14 protein-coding genes are annotated in these 14,326 nt (G+C 41.4%); 12 read left to right on the plus strand and 2 right to left on the minus strand.

The genetic code is table 11. The annotated features are described in order from the left end of the window. Positions 1–86: 86 nt before the first annotated feature. The 6 genes from rnr (at position 87) to rplI (ending at position 5,152) form a co-directional block, all read left to right on the plus strand. Positions 87–2,546: a ribonuclease R gene (gene rnr / locus L0B53_RS08520; RefSeq protein WP_235061653.1), complete on the plus strand. Its 2,460-nt coding sequence runs from the start codon at positions 87–89 to the stop codon at positions 2,544–2,546. 28 nt (positions 2,547–2,574) lie between these two features. Next, positions 2,575–3,318: a 23S rRNA (guanosine(2251)-2'-O)-methyltransferase RlmB gene (gene rlmB, locus L0B53_RS08525; RefSeq protein ID WP_235061654.1), complete on the plus strand. Its 744-nt coding sequence runs from the start codon at positions 2,575–2,577 to the stop codon at positions 3,316–3,318. 402 nt (positions 3,319–3,720) lie between these two features. Further along, a complete protein-coding gene (gene rpsF, locus L0B53_RS08530) occupies positions 3,721–4,107 on the plus strand; it encodes a 30S ribosomal protein S6 (protein ID WP_235061655.1) in 387 nt (128 codons plus the stop codon). Between the two features lie 6 nt (positions 4,108–4,113). Continuing rightward, positions 4,114–4,416 carry a primosomal replication protein N gene (priB, locus tag L0B53_RS08535; protein WP_235061656.1) on the plus strand — a complete coding sequence of 101 codons (303 nt, stop codon included), beginning with the start codon at positions 4,114–4,116 and terminating at the stop codon, positions 4,414–4,416. Between the two features lie 16 nt (positions 4,417–4,432). Continuing rightward, on the plus strand, positions 4,433–4,660 hold the full coding sequence (gene rpsR, locus L0B53_RS08540) for a 30S ribosomal protein S18 (RefSeq protein ID WP_235061657.1): 228 nt from the start codon (positions 4,433–4,435) through the stop codon (positions 4,658–4,660). Positions 4,661–4,699: 39 nt separating this feature from the next. Continuing rightward, entirely contained in the window at positions 4,700–5,152 is a 453-nt protein-coding gene (gene rplI / locus L0B53_RS08545; RefSeq protein WP_235061658.1) for a 50S ribosomal protein L9, read from the plus strand. Positions 5,153–5,369: 217 nt separating this feature from the next. On the opposite strand, the gene L0B53_RS08550 is transcribed toward rplI, so the two are convergent. Beyond that, entirely contained in the window at positions 5,370–6,167 is a 798-nt protein-coding gene (locus L0B53_RS08550; RefSeq protein ID WP_235061659.1) for a YdiY family protein, read from the minus strand. A 169-nt stretch (positions 6,168–6,336) separates the two neighbouring features. Here L0B53_RS08550 and L0B53_RS08555 point away from each other — a divergent pair, with 169 nt between their 5' ends. From L0B53_RS08555 to pgi, 4 genes are all read left to right on the plus strand, one after another. Further along, entirely contained in the window at positions 6,337–7,731 is a 1,395-nt protein-coding gene (locus L0B53_RS08555; RefSeq protein WP_235061660.1) for a replicative DNA helicase, read from the plus strand. 69 nt (positions 7,732–7,800) lie between these two features. Beyond that, complete coding sequence (gene alr, locus L0B53_RS08560; protein ID WP_235061661.1) at positions 7,801–8,886, plus strand: alanine racemase; 1,086 nt, start codon at positions 7,801–7,803, stop codon at positions 8,884–8,886. A gap of 175 nt (positions 8,887–9,061) precedes the next feature. Further along, complete coding sequence (locus tag L0B53_RS08565) at positions 9,062–10,321, plus strand: BamA/TamA family outer membrane protein (RefSeq protein ID WP_235061662.1); 1,260 nt, start codon at positions 9,062–9,064, stop codon at positions 10,319–10,321. A gap of 164 nt (positions 10,322–10,485) precedes the next feature. Next, positions 10,486–12,135 (plus strand): glucose-6-phosphate isomerase, encoded by a 1,650-nt coding sequence (pgi, locus tag L0B53_RS08570; protein ID WP_235061663.1) that lies wholly within the window; start codon positions 10,486–10,488, stop codon positions 12,133–12,135. 83 nt (positions 12,136–12,218) lie between these two features. Here the strand turns inward: pgi and zur are convergent, their stop codons facing one another. Then, complete coding sequence (zur, locus tag L0B53_RS08575; RefSeq protein ID WP_235061664.1) at positions 12,219–12,668, minus strand: zinc uptake transcriptional repressor Zur; 450 nt, start codon at positions 12,666–12,668, stop codon at positions 12,219–12,221. 210 nt (positions 12,669–12,878) lie between these two features. Between zur and dusA the strand changes: the two genes are divergently transcribed. Then, positions 12,879–13,856: a tRNA dihydrouridine(20/20a) synthase DusA gene (gene dusA, locus L0B53_RS08580; RefSeq protein ID WP_235061665.1), complete on the plus strand. Its 978-nt coding sequence runs from the start codon at positions 12,879–12,881 to the stop codon at positions 13,854–13,856. Positions 13,857–14,071: 215 nt separating this feature from the next. Then, entirely contained in the window at positions 14,072–14,308 is a 237-nt protein-coding gene (gene pspG, locus L0B53_RS08585) for an envelope stress response protein PspG (RefSeq protein ID WP_235061666.1), read from the plus strand. Positions 14,309–14,326 lie beyond the last annotated feature (18 nt).

Here is a 14,326-nt window from a genome sequence, read left to right on the forward strand (position 1 = left end):
CTAATATTGAGAAAGTAAGCTAATCATCACTCACCTTTTATCTATACTTCTTATTAAAGAGAAGAAGTATTAGCAAGGATCTCCCTATGTCAAAAGATATGTCCGTTGATCCGTTCAAAGATCGCGAAGCCGAGAAGTATGAAAATCCAGTACCAAGCCGAGAGCATCTACTGGAAGTTATCAAACAGTACTCAACACCGGTTAATCGAGATCAACTATTTGTTGATTTAGATCTGCAAAACGAAGATCAATACGAAGGGTTACGTCGCCGTTTAAAAGCGATGGAACGAGATGGTCAGCTTATTTACACTCGTAAGCACTGCTATGCCCTTCCAGAAAAATTAGATTTAACCAAAGGCTATGTATTAGGCCATAAAGATGGCTACGGCTTCTTACGCCCTGAAGGTAGTATCGGCAAAGATAACGACTTAATGCTACCTGCACACCAAATGCGTGGACTCATGCATGGTGATTTTGTGTTGGCTCAAGCTCAAGGTAATAGCAAGCGTGGTCGCAAAGAGGGGCGTGTTGTTCGTATTTTAGAACAGCGTAACCCTCAAATTATCGGTCGCTTCTTTGTCGAAAATAATACTGGTTTTGTGGTGCCTGATGATTCTCGTATCCCACAAGATATTATGATCCCCCAAGACCAGCGTTTAGGCGCTCGCATGGGCAATATCGTGGTGATTGAGGTGACACATCGCGCTAATCGTCAATACAGTGCATCAGGTAAAGTGGTGGAAGTTCTGGGTGAAGATATGGCACCGGGAATGGAGATTGACATTGCATTACGAACTCATGATATTCCTCATGTCTGGCCTTCTGAGGTTGAAAAACAGATTGAGCAATTTGGTGAAGAAGTGCCTGAGAAAGCCAAAGAAGGACGTGTTGATCTTAGAGATTTGCCTCTTGTCACTATCGATGGTGAAGATGCGCGTGACTTTGATGATGCGGTCTACTGTGAGCGTAAAAAGTCAGGTGGCTGGCGTTTATGGGTCGCGATTGCGGATGTTAGTTACTATGTTCGAAAAGGAACCGCTCTGGATCATGAAGCAGTAAAACGAGGAAACTCTGTTTACTTCCCAGCACAGGTCATTCCAATGTTACCTGAAGTGCTTTCAAATGGGCTCTGTTCATTGAATCCACAAGTTGATCGCCTCTGTATGGTTTGTGAAATGACCATCTCTGATTCAGGCCGTCTATCAGGTTATAAGCATTATGAAGCGGTGATGAACTCTCATGCTCGCTTAACTTATACTAAAGTAGCCAAAATTCTTGATGGTGATGAAGAACTTAGTGAGCGTTATAATAACGTTGTTCCTCATTTACATCAGTTAAACAGCATGTATAAAGTGTTGAAGAAAGCGCGTGCTGAACGCGGTGCAATTGAGTTTGAAACCATTGAAACTCAATTTATTTTTAATGCGGAACGTAAGATTGATCGTATCGTTCCTGTTGTTCGTAATGATGCTCATAAGATCATCGAAGAGTGTATGATTTTAGCCAATGTGGCGTCAGCGCGTTTTGTTGAAAAGCATAAAGAGCCTTCTCTATTCCGTGTCCATGAAACACCAGGCGAGCAGAAGTTAGTTGGATTTAGAGATTTTCTTGGTGAGCTAGGTTTGCACCTTGGTGGTGGTTTAGATCCATCACCAAAAGATTACGCGGAACTTGCGGGTGCAATTCAGGAGCGTAGTGATAAAGAGTTGATTCAAACGATGTTGCTTCGTTCGATGAAGCAAGCGGTCTACCAAGCCGATAATGAAGGTCACTTTGGCTTAGCATTGAAACAATATGCTCACTTTACATCACCAATTCGCCGTTATCCTGACCTGTTATTACACCGTGCGATTAAGTATTTGATCGCTAAAAATAATGATGCGAATAAGGATATTTGGACAGCCACAGGTGGTTACCATTACTCAGTTGATGAGATGGATAAATTAGGTGAATCCTGCTCAATGACTGAACGCCGTGCAGATGATGCAACGCGAGATGTCTCTGATTGGCTAAAATGCGAATATATGCAAGACCATATTGGTGATGAGTTAGAAGGTGTGATTGCTAACGTGACTGGTTTCGGCTTCTTTGTTCGTTTAAATGATCTGCATATTGATGGTTTAGTGCATATCTCGTCACTAGATAATGATTATTACCAGTTTGATCCTGTGGGTCAGCGTCTGATCGGTGAAGCAAGCGGTAAGGTTTATCGTCTAGGTGATACCGTTCAAGTTAAAGTGTTAGGGGTTAACCTACAAGATCGCAAGATTGATTTTGAAATTGTAGGCACGAATCGCAAAGCGCGTGGTGAAGGTAAAACCGCCAAGCAGCGAGCAAAAAAAGGGTTAGCTGAATCAAAAAAAGATCCTAAATCTAAGCAAGAGCGTAAAGACGTTCGTCAACAGATGAAGGAAGAGGTCAGCAATGCTGCTCGTGGTGAAAAGAGTAAAAAGCCAACCACGAAGCGTAAAAAGAAGGTTGACCCTAATAAGGGAAAGCGAAAAAGCAAACCTTCAGAAAAACGAAGCCGTAATAGCCAAAAATAACCAGTAAGCAATAAGGTAATTGATACTGATGAGTAACAATATGATTTATGGTATTCATGCCATTAAAGCGGTATTAGAGAATGATCCTGCACGTATTATTGAAGTATTTGTTCTAAAGGGACGTCAAGATGATCGTCTGCTGCCACTTCTTAATGAGCTGCAGCAGATTGGGATATCTATTCAGCAGATGGGACGTAAAGCGCTAGATGACAAATCTAAAGGCGCTTCCCATCAAGGTGTGATTGCGCGTGTAAAAGCCGCTAAGCAGTTAAATGAAACTGACCTTGATGAATTACTTGAAGGACAACAAGCACCTCTATTACTGGTATTAGATGGTGTCACAGACCCTCATAACTTAGGGGCTTGTCTACGAAATGCGGATGCAGCGGGTGTCACCGCCGTGATTGTACCCAAAGATCGCTCAGCCCAAGTGACAGCCACTGCGAGTAAAGTTGCGTGTGGCGCAGCAGAAGTGATGCCATTGATCCGAGTGACTAACTTAGCTCGTACTATGCGCCACCTTCAAGAGCAAGGGGTCTGGTTTGTTGGAACGGCAGGGGAAGCGACTCACGACCTCTACCAAAGTAAACTGCAAGGCCCATTAGCGATTGTCATGGGTGCAGAAGGTGATGGCATGCGTCGACTAACTAAAGAGACTTGTGACGAATTGATCTCGATTCCAATGGCTGGATCGGTTTCCAGTTTGAATGTCTCTGTCGCAACGGGTATTTGTCTTTTTGAAGCAGTGCGTCAGCGTCAAGTAAAAGCTTAATGATAACAGGGGAATGATTTATCCCTTAAATAGCGCCACTATACCTAAAATAATTGGAGTTGCTAGTAGGCGGCAAGTGAATGAGTCCCCATGAGTATAGGTGTACTATATGATTGGGGCGAATGAGTGACGCCAACAACCTAGCGACTTCAAGTATAAAGGGTATATCACTGGTTGATTAAATTATCATCAATAGTGAATAGTGGCGTTTTTTTATGCTTAACTGATTATTTTTTGGTATTTAGCAATTAATTTGCCAATTAGAACGAATTTATCTTGCCTAATATGCCGGAGTTTTGTACTATTCCGCGTCCGAATTCTCAGTCATCTAACTCGTTCCTTGCTTCCTTTGGGCTGACTGAGACCCATCGTGGAAGCTGACTAATCCGTAAGGAGCAACAAATGCGTCATTACGAAATCGTATTTATGGTGCACCCTGATCAAAGCGAGCAAGTTGCTGGCATGATCGAGCGTTACACTGGTGCTATCACAGAAGCTGGCGGTACTATCCACCGTCTAGAAGATTGGGGTCGCCGTCAACTGGCTTACCCAATTAACAAGTTGCACAAAGCACACTACGTTCTTCTGAACGTTGAAGCTGAGCAGGCTGCTATTGATGAACTGGAAACTAACTTCCGTTTCAACGATGCTGTTCTACGCAACATGGTTATGCGCACCAAGGCCGCTATCACTGAGCCATCTCCGATGATGAAGGCTAAAGATGAGCGTCCAGCTCGTCGTGAAGAGCGTGCAGAAGCTCCAGCACAGTCTGAAGCAGCAGCAGAGTAATTATTGATGACCAATCGATTGGTGATATCTGGCGTTATCGTCAAACCACCAGTTCGAAGCCTTAGCCCCGCGGGAGTGCCTCATTGCCATCTGGTTTTAGAGCATCAATCGCAACAGTGGGAAGCTGATCTACCGAGACAAGTTTATTGTCGTATGCAGGTAGTTTTTAGTGGGCAAAGGTCACAAGCTCTTACACAAAACTTAGTCGAAGGCAGTAGTGTCAAGGTAGGCGGATTTGTCGCTTATCAAACAGGTCGAAATGGCCTGAATAAAATTGTCCTACATGCCGACAACATCGAAAATATTTAGATCAGGAGATAAGCCCATGGCACGTTTCTTCCGTCGTCGTAAATTCTGCCGTTTCACTGCAGATGGCGTGACCGAAATCGATTACAAAGATGTAGTAACTCTTAAGAACTACGTCACTGAAGCAGGTAAAATTGTACCTAGCCGTATCACTGGTACTCGCGCTAAGTACCAACGTCAGCTAGCTCGCGCTATCAAGCGTGCTCGTTACCTAGCACTACTGCCATACACTGACAACCATCAGTAATCGGCAATAGTTTAACAACAAGTTAAAGAGGACAAGGTAATGCAAGTAATTTTGCTTGATAAGATCGGTAACCTAGGTAACTTAGGTGACCAAGTTTCTGTTAAAGCTGGTTATGCTCGTAACTTCTTAATCCCACAGGGTAAAGCAGTTATGGCAACTAAAGCTAACGTTGAAATGTTTGCTGAGCGTCGCGCTGAACTAGAAGCTAAAGTAGCTAAAGTTCTTTCTGCAGCTCAAGCTCGCGCTGAAAAAGTTAACGCATTAGAAGCAGTTGTAATTACAACTAAATCTGGCGACGAAGGTAAACTATTCGGTTCTATCGGTACTCGTGACATCGCTGATGCAATTACTGCAGCTGGCGTTGAAGTTGCGAAGAGCGAAGTTCGTCTTCCTGAAGGCGTTCTACGTAACACTGGTGAATTCGAAATCAGCGTACAACTACACTCTGAAGTATTTGCAACTGTTAATCTTAACATTGCAGCTGCTGAGTAAGTTGACCGTTAGACAATAATTCTTTATTGTCGATAAAAGCCCTAACTTCGGTTGGGGCTTTTTTGTATCTGGATGATATAGACTCTTGATGCTTGAAGCTGTTAGGTTGTTTTGACGTCACTCATTCGCTTGCTGTTTACTCGCACCTCTAATCATTTTTGATATAGGTATTATGCGCCGAATGATATAGGCACTATGGTGGAGGGAGTGGGGGAAGTTAAAACTGATACAATAGATTAATCGTTGTTGTATTGTCTTTATTATCAAGCCCATCTGGTACCCAAGTTTGGTAACGAAGCGTATTTGAAAGCTTAATCGCAAATGATTCGGTGACAGCGGTTGTGATATCTACACCATTTTCAAAGCTGGTATTACTCTCGCCATAAACGGCAATCAAGTCAGTATCTAAATTGATATTTTTAACAATATTCCATGAAAACTTAGCCGTCCCTTTAGCTATCCCTTCATTAACCGTATCTGGATAGATTAAGTCATCATCATCAATCTCATCTAAGTTTGGTTCTTGATGGCGAAAACCTGGACCAAATTCAAGTTGTAATCCCATCTTATCATTATCAAGCACTTGGAAACCGACACCGCTAGAAATAGTCATATTTTTATAATAAGAACCAAAGCGGTCATTTAAGTAGTCAATGTTAGCGAAAAGGTAGCGTCTTGACCTTTCAGTTAAGTAATAACTGGTTTGTCCCTTAAATTGATTACGTTGATTGTCTTTTATACCGTCACTTTTAGATTGGTAATATTTAAACTCACCGCTGTTATTGAATAATCCGTGATGATAATCCACCGCTAAGCGAGAGTTAATAGAACGACTATCATTATTGCCACTTTGAGATTGATACCCTAGCTCGACTTCTAAACCCCAAGGTGATTCAATCTCAGTGGGTGCATCTTCTGTTAGTGTGGGTTGACTTTCAGTCGCTTGACTTTGCGTTGTATAACTTTGAGCGGCAATTATCGCAAGTAATATTGGTGTTTTAATTGTTAACTTCACTATGCCCCCTGTTTTATAAGTTGAAAAAGATCTACTTTACTAAAAAAAGGGTTAAATGTGTCATTTAATAGTTAATTATTTATTATTGCTCACCAGACTTTGTTCTGACCAAGCCTTAGAGGTATACTTATTGATTACTCCTCTCACTGACTATCATTCATAGAATCATATGGCCGACAATCGAACAAATAAGATAAAGGACGCTCAAGTTGAAGCGTTGAAAATGCCACCACATTCCTTAGAGGCTGAGCAATCAGTACTCGGCGGCTTATTACTTGATAATGAGCGCTGGGATAGCGTTGCGGAAAAGGTTGTTGCCAGTGACTTTTATAGTCGACCACATCGCCTTATTTTTGAGTCGATTACGGCGCTGTTGAATAATAGTCAGCCTCTCGATCTGATTACACTGTCTGAATACTTGGAGCAACATGAGCAATTAACCGATATCGGTGGTTTTGCTTACCTTGCCGATCTTGCTAAAAACACCCCAAGTGCTGCCAATATTACTGCTTATGCAGAGATAGTTAGGGAGAGAGCATTAATACGTAGCATGATCTCTGTGGCTAATGAAATTGCTGATGCAGGTTATGAACCGAAAGGACGAGCAAGTGAAGATCTGCTCGATATGGCTGAAAGTAAGATTTTTGCGATAGCAGAACAGAGGACTAGTGAGAATGAAGGTCCAATTAGCGTTGAGAGTGTGTTGGAGAAGACGTTAGAACGAATCGAGATCCTTTATCAGACACCACAAGATGGAGTGACTGGCGTTTCAACTGGCTTTAATGACCTGAATAAAAAAACAGCAGGTTTGCAGCCCTCAGATCTGATTATTGTTGCGGCTCGTCCATCGATGGGTAAAACCACTTTTGCGATGAACTTGTGTGAGAATGCGGCGATGGACCAAGAAAAGCCTGTTCTTATCTTCTCTCTCGAGATGCCAGCTGATCAGTTAATGATGCGTATATTAGCGTCACTCTCTCGTGTTGATCAGACGAAGATTCGTACAGGGCAGCTTGATGATGAGGATTGGGCGCGTATCTCTTCATCAATGGGCTTGTTGATGAATAAGAAGAATATGTATATCGATGATAGCTCAGGTCTAACTCCCACTGATGTTCGTTCTCGTGCTCGTCGTATTGCCCGAGAGCATGGTGGATTAAGTATGATCATGGTCGACTATCTTCAGCTGATGAGAGTACCGGGAATGCAAGATAACCGAACTCTAGAGATCTCTGAAATTTCACGCTCATTAAAAGCCTTAGCGAAAGAGTTACAAGTACCGGTTGTTGCACTTTCTCAGCTTAACCGAAGCTTGGAGCAGCGTGCAGATAAACGTCCAATTAACTCAGATTTACGTGAATCTGGTGCGATTGAGCAGGATGCCGACTTAATCATGTTTATCTATCGTGATGAAGTTTATAACCCAGAAGGTCCAATGAAAGGGATGGCTGAAATTATTATAGGTAAGCAGCGTAATGGTCCTATTGGCTCGGTTCGTTTAACTTTCCAAGGTCAGTTCTCTCGTTTTGATAATTATGCAGGACCTGCTTACGACGAAGAGTAATCGCCAATTTGGTGAAGTAATAAAAATAACAACAAGTGTAATGGCGAAATCGATAGCCAAGGATAAAGTATGAAATCAGCAACAGCGCACATTGATCGTGATGCGTTAAAATACAACTTACAACGCATTAAAGAGAAGGCTCCTATGAGTCAAGTTCTTGCTGTTGTAAAAGCCAATGCCTATGGACATGGATTAGTACAAATAGCAGAAGCGGTTGAAGAGGCTGATGGATTTGGTGTCGCACGAATCGAAGAAGCGCTTTCTTTAAGGGCGGGTGGTGTAGTGAAGCCAATTCTTTTATTAGAAGGTTTTTATGAGCCTAAAGACCTTGCGATTCTTGTCGCCAATAATATCCAGACTGTTATTCACTGTTATGAACAGCTTGAAGCGTTAGAACAAGCACAGTTATCTGCCCCAGTTGTTGTCTGGCTAAAGGTTGATACGGGAATGCATCGTTTAGGTATATTACCCGAGCAACTGCCTGAATTTGTACAGCGATTAGACGCCTGTCGAAATGTGGTTGAACCATTACGCTATATGAGCCATTTAGGCTGTGCTGATGAGTTGGATAGTTCGGTAACAGTGCAGCAATGCCAAACCTTTAAAAGCTTAACTCATGGTTATCAAGGTGAGCGTTCACTCGCTGCTTCTGCGGGATTATTAGCTTGGCCGGAGTGTCAGTTTGATTGGGTTCGCCCTGGGATTATTATGTATGGTGTTTCACCATTTAAAGATAATAATGCTTCAGACCTTGGATTTAAGCCAGTTATGCGCTTAACTTCTAGTATCATTGCAGTAAGAAATCTTAAAAAAGGCGATAAAGTTGGCTACGGTGGTGTTTGGCAAAGCCAGCATGATACTAAGATTGGTGTGATTGCGATTGGTTATGGTGATGGCTACCCAAGAATGGCACCTTCAGGCACGCCAGTTTGGATCAATGGTCGCAAAGTCCCTTTAGCGGGTCGAGTTTCGATGGATATGTTGACGGTTGACTTAGGCCCAAATGCGAGTGAAAAAGTGGGTGATCAAGTGACTTTATGGGGACCTGAATTACCAGCTGAAGAGGTAGCGGAGCACATCGGTACTATCGCTTATGAGTTGGTCACTAAACTCACTCCTCGCGTTAAAATGAAATATATAAATAATAAAAATTAATCACTATTTTCAGTTTTTTCTTCCTCTGTTTTGACGTTACTATTTTATTGATGAAGTTTAAGAGCCCCTGTACTTATCAAGCATTGATTTGAGGTGTGCTCTATTCATTTGTTGAATTACAATAAAGCCAAGTGATTTGGTGATAAATATTAGAATAATAATTAAGGGGCTTTCATTGCTCATTCCCTCTTCATTTAAAAGATTAGGCGCACTTTTTTTGCTCCTCGCTATTTCAATGCCTGCTTTATCTAATTCTTCCGATTCGGTAGCGAAAGACTTAGATGTGACAGATTCAACCGTTTCAACCGCCGGTGAGAAAGATTCAAAAGTGGCGGCAGTTCCTTTTTTCTATACTTCAGACACCATGGGGTTTACGACAGGTGTCGCCGGCGTTGTTAAAGGTGCTGGTCAACCTCAAGCCTCTCTGTTAGGCGTCGGGTTAGTCTCTACCAATAAGAGTTGGTTAAGTTACCTTAATGGAAGTAACTACCTTATATCGCGGGATGTCCCTTGGTTATTTAGTGCTGAGTTGATGGCGAGTCAATTTAATGAGTATGACTATTACATCGGTAGTGCGGGTAGTAACAGCTCTGATAAAGAGGATGCAACCTTTGCCGATGGACGTGAAGGCTTTGCTAAGCTTTCTGCTCGTTATATCTTGCCAATAGGTAACGTAGAGGATCATAACTTCTTACAAGCGATGAAACCTCAACGTCAATTCAATGGGCTGAATCCTCTTGATAGTGGTGTTACTTCATTTCTTATCAAACCATTTTATGAGTACCGTGATCTGGGTGAACAGCAGCCTCAAGATCAAGACACTGAATCATTGGGTGTTGAATTAATGTTAGATATCGATAGTCGTGATGATATTCGTAATCCAACCCAAGGGTATCGAACACAGTTGATCACCAAGCATGGCATGAACGATAACCAAGATTGGTGGACTTGGGTCTATAATCAAAGTGCTTATTGGTCTTTAGGGGAATTAGGTAACCTGTTTGACCAACAGACATTAGCATTTAATGTTTATACTGGCGATACACCAACTTGGAATAAAGATGGTGGCCGACCACCTGACTTCGCAGGGTTAAAACTCGGCGGTCTTTATCGATTACGAAGCTTCTCTGGTGGTCGTTTCCATGATCGCTCTGTCTTAAGTTACAGTGCCGAGTATCGCGTGATTCCTGAATGGCAACCATTAGAAGATTGGCCTGTATTCAATTGGTACGATATTCCTTGGTGGGAGTGGGTACTATTTATTGATGCTGGTGGTGTTGCTGATCAGTATGATTTTGCTAAACTCAATCAAGATATGCATTGGAGTGCGGGCGGTGGTGTTCGTCTACAAGTTGAAGGCGTTGTCGTTCGTGCTGGTGTCTCTTGGGGTGAAGAAGGAAGCTCTTTTAAAGTGATGGTTAACCAACCATTTTAATGGTGTGGATGCTGAACCCTATTATTTATTACGAAGTGCGAATTAAATCGACTTCTTTTTATGACATGACGCAATGCCAGTAGTATTATTATCAGTAATAATAAATAATCATTTTTTGTTAAAACCGATTCATTAATTTCATTCTATCTATTAGGAAGTACATTATGTTACGTAGTATTAACCCAACCACAACAGCTGCTTGGAAAGAGTTAGAAACGCACTTCTCTGCCAATAACGACATGAAGATTGCCGATCTTTTTGCTGCAGATAGTCATCGCTTTGCTAACTTCTCAACAAAGTTTAATGAAGATTTTTTAGTTGATTACTCAAAAAACTTAGTAACAAAAGAGACGTTAGATAAGTTATTTGCTCTTGCTGAACAGACTGACGTCGCAGCAGCAACACAAGCAATGTTTAGTGGTGAGAAGATTAATCAGACAGAAGGCCGTGCTGTTCTTCATGTCGCATTACGTAATCGTAGTAATACACCTATCATCGTTGATGGTGAAGATGTAATGCCTAAAGTGAATGCCGTTTTAGATAAGATGAAGTCATTCTCTGAACGTATTATCAGTGGTGAGTGGAAAGGTTATACCGGAAAAGAGATCACAGATATCGTGAATATCGGTATTGGCGGCTCAGATCTTGGCCCATATATGGTGAGTGAAGCACTATTGCCATATAAAACACGCCTAAACATGCACTTTGTATCAAATGTAGATGGAACACATGTTGCTGAGACGCTAAAAGAGTTAAACCCAGAAACAACGTTATTCTTAATTGCCTCTAAAACGTTTACCACTCAAGAGACAATGACTAATGCGCTTTCCGGTCGTGATTGGTTCTTAGCGCAAGCAGGCGATGAAGCTCACGTTGCCAAACACTTTGCTGCACTATCTACAAACGGTAAAGCGGTTTCAGAGTTTGGTATCGATACTGATAACATGTTTGAGTTCTGGGACTGGGTCGGTGGTCGTTATTCACTATGGTCAGCTATCGGTCTATCGATTGTATTAGCTATCGGTTTTGATAACTTTGTTGAGTTACTTGCGGGTGCTCATGATATGGATCAGCACTTTGTTAATACGCCAAAAGAACAGAGTATTCCACTTATCTTAGCGCTTGTTGGTATTTGGTATAACAACTTCCATGGTGCAGAAACCGAAGCAATTCTTCCATACGATCAGTATCTACATCGTTTTGCTGCTTACTTCCAGCAAGGTAATATGGAATCAAACGGTAAGTATGTAGGTCGTGATGGTAAAGCAGTTGATTACCAAACGGGTCCTATCATTTGGGGTGAGCCAGGAACAAATGGTCAACATGCGTTCTATCAGCTTATTCACCAAGGTACAAAAATGGTGCCTTGTGACTTTATTGCAACGGCACAAAGCCACAATCCGTTAGGCGATCACCATCCAAAACTGATGTCTAACTTCTTTGCTCAAACTGAAGCATTAGCGTTCGGTAAGTCTAAAGAGCAAGTTGAAGCTGAATATATTGCCGCTGGAAAAACGGCTGAAGAAGTGGCTGATCTGGTACCATTTAAAGTATTTGAAGGTAACCGTCCAACTAACTCAATTTTATTGAAGAAAGTGACACCACGCTCTTTAGGCAGTTTAATTGCAATGTATGAGCACAAGATCTTTGTACAGGGTGTTATTTTAAATATCTGTACTTTTGATCAATGGGGTGTAGAGCTAGGTAAACAGCTTGCAAACCAAATTTTACCTGAATTAAACAGTGATAAAGAAGTGACGGGTCACGATAGTTCAACAAACGGCTTAATCAACAGCTTTAAAGCGATGAGTTAGTCGCATTGATACTTAATCATAAAAAGGTCACTTTCGAGTGACCTTTTTTATTTGAGCTTAATAAACTTGAGAGGTGATTCTAGTTAGCTTGAGATAGATTGACAGCTTTGGCAAAGGCCATGGGTTTCAATTACATGATGGTAGATTTTAAAACCCGTTTGTTGCGCTTGATGATTGAGCATCTGAGCCAGTTGATCATAATGACACTCTTGCACGTAACCACAACTATCACAGATTAATAATTGTGAGCAGTGTTGGTCATGACCAATGCTACAGCAGCAAATATAGCTATTGGTAGATTCAACTTTATGAACAAAGCCTTGACTTAAAAGGAAGTCTAGAGCGCGATATACCGTTGGTGGCTTGGCATTAGGCTCAATTTCTTTGAGTTTATCTAATAGATCATAAGCACTGATGGCACTCTTTTCTTGTAGTAATAGCGACAATACTTGTTCACGCTGAGCCGTTAAACGCACCCCTCGTTGCTGGCATAAAGCCTGTGCTGTCGTTATGTTTTTTTCTATCGAAGCCATATTTAGTACGCCATAATAAAAGATAAGCTAGTTTACCTTAGCTTATCATTGATATGCGATCTGTTTTCTTTCTATTGTAAGATCTTATTTGAAGAGTGTTAACTCCCACGGTATAATCGCGCATCTTGTCGCCATATCGCGCCTTGTTCGATACTATTGTTCACGACATTGAGTCAATAATTACTTCTAGAGTTCACCGAGAGTTAAGCCATGTATCATTCTTCCCGTTTCTCAATTGCACCAATGCTCGATTGGACCGATCGTCATTGTCGTGTTTTTCATCGTCTATTAAGTCGTGAAATGTTGCTCTATACCGAAATGGTGACAACAGGCGCGATTATTCATGGCAAAGGTGATTACTTGCAATATAACGAACAGGAGCACCCGCTTTCATTACAACTTGGCGGTTCTAATCCGGTTGATTTAGCGCATTGTGCAAAGTTAGCGCAAGAACGAGGCTATGATGAAGTGAACCTTAATGTAGGTTGTCCTTCCGATCGTGTACAAAATGGTAAATTTGGTGCTTGTTTAATGGGAGAAGCCGAACTAGTCGCACAATGTATCGCTGCAATGAAAGAGGTGGTTGATATTCCGGTTACCGTGAAAACACGTATCGGCATTGATGATCAAGATTCTTATCAATTTTTGACTGACTTTATCTCTACGGTATCAGAAAAAGGTGGATGTAAAGATTTTACTATCCATGCGCGCAAAGCGTGGCTGAGTGGACTAAGCCCAAAACAGAACCGTGAAATTCCACCGCTAGACTATCCTCGTGCCTATCAAATTAAGCAGGATTTCCCACATTTGACTATCGGTGTTAATGGTGGCGTAAAAACCTTAGAAGAGACTTTAGAGCATTTGAAGCATCTTGATGGCGTAATGGTAGGTCGAGAAGCGTATCAAAACCCTTATATTTTAGCGCTAGTTGATCAGAAAATTTTTGGTTTAGATAAGCCAATGATCGGCCGTAAAGAAGCCGTTGAAGCGATGTTCCCTTATATAGAACAACAGATTGCTAACGGAAGTTATTTAAATCATATCTCTCGTCATATGTTAGGTATTTTTCATAATATGCCGGGCGCGAGAGGTTGGCGTCGCTACATTAGTGAGAATGCCCATAAACCGGGTTCAGGGATTGAAGTACTGCAACAAGCGATGAGTTTTATTCCTGATGACATCGATTGATACTTGCTCTTTTTATTTAGTGTTGATTCATTCATATATCTTGTAAATGATTGGTCAAATTAACCAATAAGTAGCGAAACTATACATGAAAAAGCTGGGTGAATTACGCTTGGCTTTTTTTATGTTTATAAATCAGTATCTTGAAAGTTTTTTGAAAAGGTTGGCTTAGTTTGTGCTCTATCATTAATATAAATTTAAAAAGGATAGAGGTAGATATGTTTGAACTACTGTTTTTAATCGGCTTTGCAATGATTTTAGTGATGACTGGCGTGAGTGTTGTTGGGATCATCGTTGCTATGATTGTGGGTTTTATTATTATGGCGATAGCCGGTATGGTTGGCTTGATCTTTAAGTTACTGCCGTGGATCTTATTAATCTGCGTGGCGGTTTGGTTTTATAACGATAAAAAAGGCAAAAAGTCAGATTACTATTCTTCTTATCGAGATCGATAGGTAAGTTTTAATACAAAT

The organism is Vibrio sp. SS-MA-C1-2, assembly GCF_021513135.1.
Taxonomy (GTDB): Bacteria; Pseudomonadota; Gammaproteobacteria; order Enterobacterales; family Vibrionaceae.

Excerpts from the sequence above, each read along its gene's own strand:
- rnr (WP_235061653.1), top strand. The coding sequence starts at position 87 with ATGTCAAAAGATATGTCCGTTGATCCGTTCAAAGATCGCGAAGCCGAG.
- rlmB (WP_235061654.1), top strand. The coding sequence starts at position 2,575 with ATGAGTAACAATATGATTTATGGTATTCATGCCATTAAAGCGGTATTA.
- rpsF (WP_235061655.1), top strand. The coding sequence starts at position 3,721 with ATGCGTCATTACGAAATCGTATTTATGGTGCACCCTGATCAAAGCGAG.
- priB (WP_235061656.1), top strand. The coding sequence starts at position 4,114 with ATGACCAATCGATTGGTGATATCTGGCGTTATCGTCAAACCACCAGTT.
- rpsR (WP_235061657.1), top strand. The coding sequence starts at position 4,433 with ATGGCACGTTTCTTCCGTCGTCGTAAATTCTGCCGTTTCACTGCAGAT.
- rplI (WP_235061658.1), top strand. The coding sequence starts at position 4,700 with ATGCAAGTAATTTTGCTTGATAAGATCGGTAACCTAGGTAACTTAGGT.
- L0B53_RS08555 (WP_235061660.1), top strand. The coding sequence starts at position 6,337 with ATGGCCGACAATCGAACAAATAAGATAAAGGACGCTCAAGTTGAAGCG.
- alr (WP_235061661.1), top strand. The coding sequence starts at position 7,801 with ATGAAATCAGCAACAGCGCACATTGATCGTGATGCGTTAAAATACAAC.
- pgi (WP_235061663.1), top strand. The coding sequence starts at position 10,486 with ATGTTACGTAGTATTAACCCAACCACAACAGCTGCTTGGAAAGAGTTA.
- zur (WP_235061664.1), bottom strand. The coding sequence starts at position 12,668 with ATGGCTTCGATAGAAAAAAACATAACGACAGCACAGGCTTTATGCCAG.
- dusA (WP_235061665.1), top strand. The coding sequence starts at position 12,879 with ATGTATCATTCTTCCCGTTTCTCAATTGCACCAATGCTCGATTGGACC.
- pspG (WP_235061666.1), top strand. The coding sequence starts at position 14,072 with ATGTTTGAACTACTGTTTTTAATCGGCTTTGCAATGATTTTAGTGATG.